Raw genomic sequence first — 5,875 nt, 5'->3', positions numbered from 1 at the left:
GGAACAATACGGTTGCTGACGAGGATGGCGGCCAGGTTCACTCCACAGGCTGCCTGCCCCCAGGCCGCAAGCATTCCCGCTGCCGGGGCGGCCGCCATGATCTCGGCCGCACTCAACTCGCCCCTAAGTTCGGCCTGAGCGATTCGGCGACGTCCCGTCTCTGCGAGCACAGCGATCGCCACCAACGCTCCTTGGCCGGTCCAGAACTTGCCGGATCGCACCAGCGGCGCCCAGATGCCGGTGGCGGCGAACGCGCCAGCGAGGGGCCACCCGGCTGCCCGCCAGATGTCCCGGGTGCTGGCCGGGCCGCGTGCCTGGTGGGCCGCGTAGGCGATGGAGGAGGCGAAGATAGGAAACCAGACGGTGAAGGTGTAGGGCGCTGGCTGGATCACGTTGGGCGGAGCGTTTTCACCCCTGAAGCGCGGACCGTACAACGTGGGTAAGAGGACCTGCGCCGCAGCAGCCCCACAGGTGATTACCTGGCGGGCGGAGTCTCCTGAGACGAACGTCCACACTCGGGTTGGGCTGCCGGGAAGGATGTCGTTCATGAGGGCTCCTAGGAATCTGTGACCTGAGATTAGGGTAGGGCGTCGGTGGACTGGCAACAAGGCTTGGAGATTCTCTGTAACCGGACAAGTCGCCAGCCACTGGCCAACTAGCCCTGCAGGAAGCGGAAGTCGCAGCCCTCGTCCGCCTGGGTGACCTCGGTGACGAACAGCTTCCGGTAGCCACGTTCCGGAACCACCGGTGCTGCCGGTCCCATCACTTCTTCACGCTGCGCCAGTTCCGCATCGGACACCTCCAACTGGATCAGCCGACGGCTCACACTCAAGGTGATCGTGTCGCCTGTCTGCACCAGCCGCAGGGGTCCGCCGACCGCTGACTCTGGGGTCACGTGCAGTACCACTGCGCCGGCGGCGGTGCCGGACATCCGGCCGTCCGAGATTCTCACCATGTCGCGCACGCCCTGCGAGGCAAGCTTCTTCGGGATCGGTAGATATCCGGCCTCGGGCATCCCTGGTGCGCCGACCGGACCGATGTTCTTCAGCACCAACACAGAATCGGCGGTGACGTCGAGATCGGGATCGTCGATCCGCGCCGCCAGGTCTGCCGTATTCTCAAACACCACAGCGGGGCCGGTGTGCTCCAGCAGCGCAGGCGACACGGCTGCCTGCTTGATGATTGCCCCGCCCGGCGCCAGATTCCCGCGAAGGAACGCAAGGCTTCCTTCCGGATACACGGGATTGGAGAGCGGCCGGATGATGTCCTGCGGGAAACCCGGACCGGCGTCGTCAATCTCCTCACCCAGCGTCCGGCCGGTTACGGTCGGAACGTCCCGGTGGATCAGTGAACCCAGTTCCCGCAAGACGGCGGGAACGCCACCGGCACGATGGAAGTCTTCCATGTAATACTTCCCGGACGGCTTCAGATCCACCAGTACCGGGGTCTCCGTGCTCATCCGGTCCAACTGTTCCAGTGACAACCGGATCCCCAACCGACCGGCAACCGCGGTCAGGTGAATGATCGCGTTGGTGGAGCCGCCGATGGCGAGCAGCACCCGCAGCCCATTCTCGAACGCCTCCTGGGTCAGGATCGTGTCCATCTTCGTCCCGGCCGCGGCCAGGGCAACAGCCTGCGTCCCGGTTGCCTCGGCGATCCGCACCCGGTCGGCCGTGACCGCAGGAGCAGACGCCGAACCCGGCATCGCAATCCCCATCGCCTCCGTCAGGCAGGCCATGGTGCTTGCCGTCCCCATCACGGAGCAGGTGCCAACGCTGCCGACCAGACGCGAGTTCACGTCGTCGATCTCTGGTTTGGAAATCTCTCCGCCACGAAACTTGCCCCAGAACGCGCGACAGTCGGTGCACGCGCCCACCCGTTCGCCCCGGTAGCCGCCGGTCAGCATCGATCCGGTCACCAGCGAAATCGCTGGCACCCCCGCCGAGGCAGCACCCATCAGCTGGGCTGGCACGGTCTTGTCGCAGCCGCCGATCAGCACCACGGCGTCCATCGGCTGCGCGCGGATCATTTCCTCCGTGTCCATCGACATCAGGTTCCGCAGGAACATGCTGGTCGGCTGCGAAAAGCTCTCGTGGATGGAGATGGTGGGGAAGTCCACCGGCAACCCACCGGCGAGCATCACCCCACGCTTCACCGCCTCCAGCAGCGCCGGCATGTTGCCGTGGCACGGATTGAACCCGCTGCCCGTGTTGATGATCCCGATCACCGGCCGGTCCAGGGCGTCGTCGGAATACCCGGCACCCTTGATGAACGCCTTCCGCAGGAACAACGAGAACTCGGCGTCCCCGTAGTTGGTCAGGCCCTTGCGGATGCCGGTGGCGGAACTACCGCCGGAAGCTGAAGAAGCACGGGCAGCGGCTTCGCTCACCGGAACGCGGGGACGCCGGTGATGTGGTTGCCCAGGATCAGGGTGTGGACCTCGTCGGTACCCTCATAGGTCCTGACGCTCTCCAGGTTGTTCGCGTGCCGCAGCGGCGAGTAATCCAGGGTGACACCGTTGCCGCCGAGCATCGCCCGCGCCTCACGGCAGATCGCAATCGCCTCGCGACAGTTGTTCAGCTTGCCCACCGAGATCTGGTACGGCTGCAGGGTCCCGGCGTCCTTCAACCGGCCGAGCTGCAGGGCGAGCAGCGTGCCCTTGTTGATCTCCAGCGCCATGTTCACCAGCTTCTCCTGCGTCAGCTGGTAACCGGACAGTGGCTTCCCGAACTGCAGACGCTCCTGCGAGTAGGCCAGAGCGGTGAGGTAGCTGTCCCGGGCCGCACCCATAGCGCCCCAGATGATGCCATAGCGCGCCTCGTTCAGGCACTCGAACGGGCCACGCAGCCCCTTGGCGTTCGGGAGCATCGCGCTCTCCGGCAACCGGATGTCTGTCAGGGTGATGTCGCACTGGATGGACGCCCGCATGGAGAGTTTCTGCTTGATCGGGGTTGCCACGAACCCCGGGCTGTCGGTGGGCACCACGAAGCCGCGGACGCCGTCGTCGGTCATCGCCCAGATGATGGCGAGCTTCGCCACCGAGGCCAGGCCGATCCAGCGCTTGGCACCGTTGAGGATCCAGTCCGACCCGTCGCGCTTCGCGAAGGTCTGCATGGCGCCGGGGTCGGACCCGGCAGTCGGCTCGGTCAACCCGAACGCACCGATCGCGGTCCCGGCAGCCATCTGCGGCAGCCACTCGGTCTTCTGCTCCTCCGAGCCGTGCTTGTAGATGGCGCTCATAGCCAGCGAACCCTGCACCGACACGAAGGTCCGCAGACCCGAATCGCCGGCCTCCAACTCCATCGCGGCCAACCCATACTCCACCGAGGACTTACCAGGGCAGCCGTAGCCCTTGATGTGCATGCCGAGCAGGCCCAGCTCGGCCATCTGCGGCACGATTTCCATCGGGAAGACGGCGTCGTCGTACCACTGGGCGATGTTCGGCTTGATCTCGCTGTCAACGAAGGACCGCACGGTGTCCCGCAGGCTGATTTCCTCGGGGGAGAGGAGGCCTTCAATACCGATCAGGTCTGACATGTCAGTCATGGTGCTGCTTTCAACGGTTGAGGAAGTCACTGGGGATCCTGCTTTCACTGTAGGTGTTGCAACGCTGGAACGGCGGGGAGGTCAAAGGCGGCACCATTGTGCTCGCCGAGTAGGGGCGGCGGGCGCCGGTACCGGGCGGGGGTCCCGGAGAGGTGGATGGGGTTGGCGACCTGCTGGCTGGTCCGCGACCCGTCAGCATTGGCGATCTCGACGACGGGGGCGAGACCCAGCGTGTCCGCCAGTCCCAGCGCCTCAACAATCGAGTTCACCTTCCCCGCGGGCACACCGGCGACGCTGAGCAGCTCCGACCACTCGGCGGCGGACCTGGAGCCCAGCTGTTCTTCCAGCAGGGACTTCAACACCACCCGGTTGGCCACCCGGTTCGAATTTCCCGCAAACCGTTCATCGCTGGAAAGCTCGGGCACACCGAGCACCCGGACCAGCCCGGCGAACTGCTTGTCGGTCCCGACGGCCACGGCCAGCGGGCCATCGGCGGTCCGGAGCGTCTCGTACGGCGCGATGCTCGGGTGCGCGTTGCCCATCCGCTGCGGGGATTCACCGGTGGCCAGCGTGCTCGACGCCTGGTTCACCAGCCCCGACAGCAGCGACGACAACAGGTTCACATCCACCCGCTGGCCCACCCCGGTCTGCTCCAGCGACCGCAGCGCGGCGAGGATCCCGACGACGGCGTTCTGCCCGGTCACCACATCCACCAGGGCCACGCCCACCTTGCTGGGCTCGGAATCGAGCCCACCGGTGACGCTCATCAGCCCGCCGACGGCCTGCACCAGCAGGTCATAGCCCGGCAGGTGCGCACCGGCGGTGCTGCCGAACCCGGTGATGGAGCAGTAGATCAGGTCCGGCCGCCGGTCGATGAGGGACTCGTAATCCAGCCCGAACCGCTCCATGATGCCGGGACGGAAGTTCTCGATCACGACGTCGGCCGTCAACGCGATCTCCAGTGCCGCCGCCTGCCCCTCGGGAGTGGTCAGGTCGCACACCACCGACCGTTTGTTGCGGTTCACGCTGGAAAAATAGGTGCCCACCCCGTACTCGTCCACCGGCGGCGTCCAGCTGCGGGTGTCATCGCCGGACGGGCTTTCCACCTTGATCACATCGGCCCCGAAATCGGCCAGCATCATCGAGGCAAACGGTCCCGCGAGCACCCTGGAAAAGTCGGCCACCTTGATGCCGTCCAGGGGGCCGGCCGGTAATCCGTCGTCGGGGGTGTCACTCACTGACGCCACTGCCTTCCTGATGAGCACTGTCTTCTTGACCAACACTGGTTGTCTGGTCGACCACCGGGTTGCTGAGCACCCCGACGCCGGGGATGCGGCATTCCGCCACGTCACCCGCCCTGATGTGCACGGCGCCCGGCGTGCCGGTGGAGATGATGTCCCCCGGGTAGAGCGGCATCACCTTGCTGTGAAAACTGACCAGGTACTCGGGGGAGTACCTCATGTTGCCGACCACATTGCTGCGGTGCACCTTGCCGTTGATCACGGTGGACACCTCGACGGCGGCCAGCGACCCGGCGTCGTCGGCCACCTCCGACAGCGGCACGATCTCCGGCCCGAAGGAGAAGAAGCCGGGAAAGTTCTTGGACCGGGTGAGGAACCGGGGATTCTTCTCCAGGATGTCCTCGGCGGTCTGGTCCAGCAGGGTGACGACGCCGGCCACATAGGACAGCGCGTCCTCCGGCTCCACGTCACGGCAGTAGCTGCCGATCACGAGCCCCAGTTCCGCCTCGGCCGTGGTGCGCACACTCTGGTGCGGGATGGTGATGTTTTCGCCCGGACCGATGATGGTGTGATCGCCCTTGATGAACGACGCCGGCTCGTCCGGGACCCCCTCGGACAGATCCGAGGCGTGCTCGACGTAGTTCAGGCCAATGCCCCACAGCATCCGCGGATGCCGGTACGGGGCGCCGAATGTCACCGTGTCGCGGTCCCGGAAGACGTCGGTGTCCGCTGAGTCGGCGAACGACTCCAGCTTTGCCAGCGAATCGGTGGCCAGCAGCTCCAACAGGTCGCCGGTGAAGCCCGGGATGAGGTCACGGACCAGCGCGACGCCGCGCTCGGGGTGGATCACCGCGGCGAGTTCGTCGCCGCCTTCGCGTACTGAGGCCAAATGCATGGTCAGCGCTTCTTTCTGTCAATGGTTAAAGGATAGGGAACGAGAGAGTCAGGAAATTGCGGGTGGGCTAGTAGCCGCGGACCAGGCCGCCGTCGCAGCGGACCTGTTCGCCCGTCACGTACGCGGCGGGGACGCTGGCGAGGAAGGCGACGACGGCGCCGAACTCCTCGGGCGCACCGTACCGGCCGGCGGG

General features: G+C 66.1%; 5 protein-coding genes. All 5 read right to left on the bottom strand.

Translation table 11 applies throughout. From position 1 onward, the window contains the following. Positions 1-655: 655 nt before the first annotated feature. Positions 656-2,389 (bottom strand): IlvD/Edd family dehydratase, encoded by a 1,734-nt coding sequence (locus K728_RS0110215; protein WP_024476625.1) that lies wholly within the window; start codon positions 2,387-2,389, stop codon positions 656-658. Continuing rightward, complete coding sequence (locus tag K728_RS0110210; RefSeq protein ID WP_024476624.1) at positions 2,386-3,546, bottom strand: acyl-CoA dehydrogenase family protein; 1,161 nt, start codon at positions 3,544-3,546, stop codon at positions 2,386-2,388. Before K728_RS0110210 ends, K728_RS0110215 begins: the two co-directional genes overlap by 4 nt. A 44-nt stretch (positions 3,547-3,590) precedes the next feature. Further along, positions 3,591-4,784: a CaiB/BaiF CoA transferase family protein gene (locus K728_RS0110205; RefSeq protein WP_035747800.1), complete on the bottom strand. Its 1,194-nt coding sequence runs from the start codon at positions 4,782-4,784 to the stop codon at positions 3,591-3,593. Beyond that, positions 4,777-5,682: a fumarylacetoacetate hydrolase family protein gene (locus K728_RS0110200; protein WP_024476622.1), complete on the bottom strand. Its 906-nt coding sequence runs from the start codon at positions 5,680-5,682 to the stop codon at positions 4,777-4,779. Before K728_RS0110200 ends, K728_RS0110205 begins: the two co-directional genes overlap by 8 nt. A 67-nt stretch (positions 5,683-5,749) precedes the next feature. Next, positions 5,750-5,875: SDR family oxidoreductase (locus K728_RS20595; protein WP_156911270.1), on the bottom strand; the 126-nt coding region annotated here is incomplete at its 5' end.

Origin of the sequence: Arthrobacter sp. CAL618, from assembly GCF_000468215.1 — a bacterium.
In the GTDB taxonomy this organism is placed as follows: Bacteria; Actinomycetota; Actinomycetes; order Actinomycetales; family Micrococcaceae; genus Arthrobacter_D.
The sequence above is the reverse complement of the archived record's forward strand: the minus strand, read 5'-3'. Positions and strand labels throughout refer to the sequence as shown.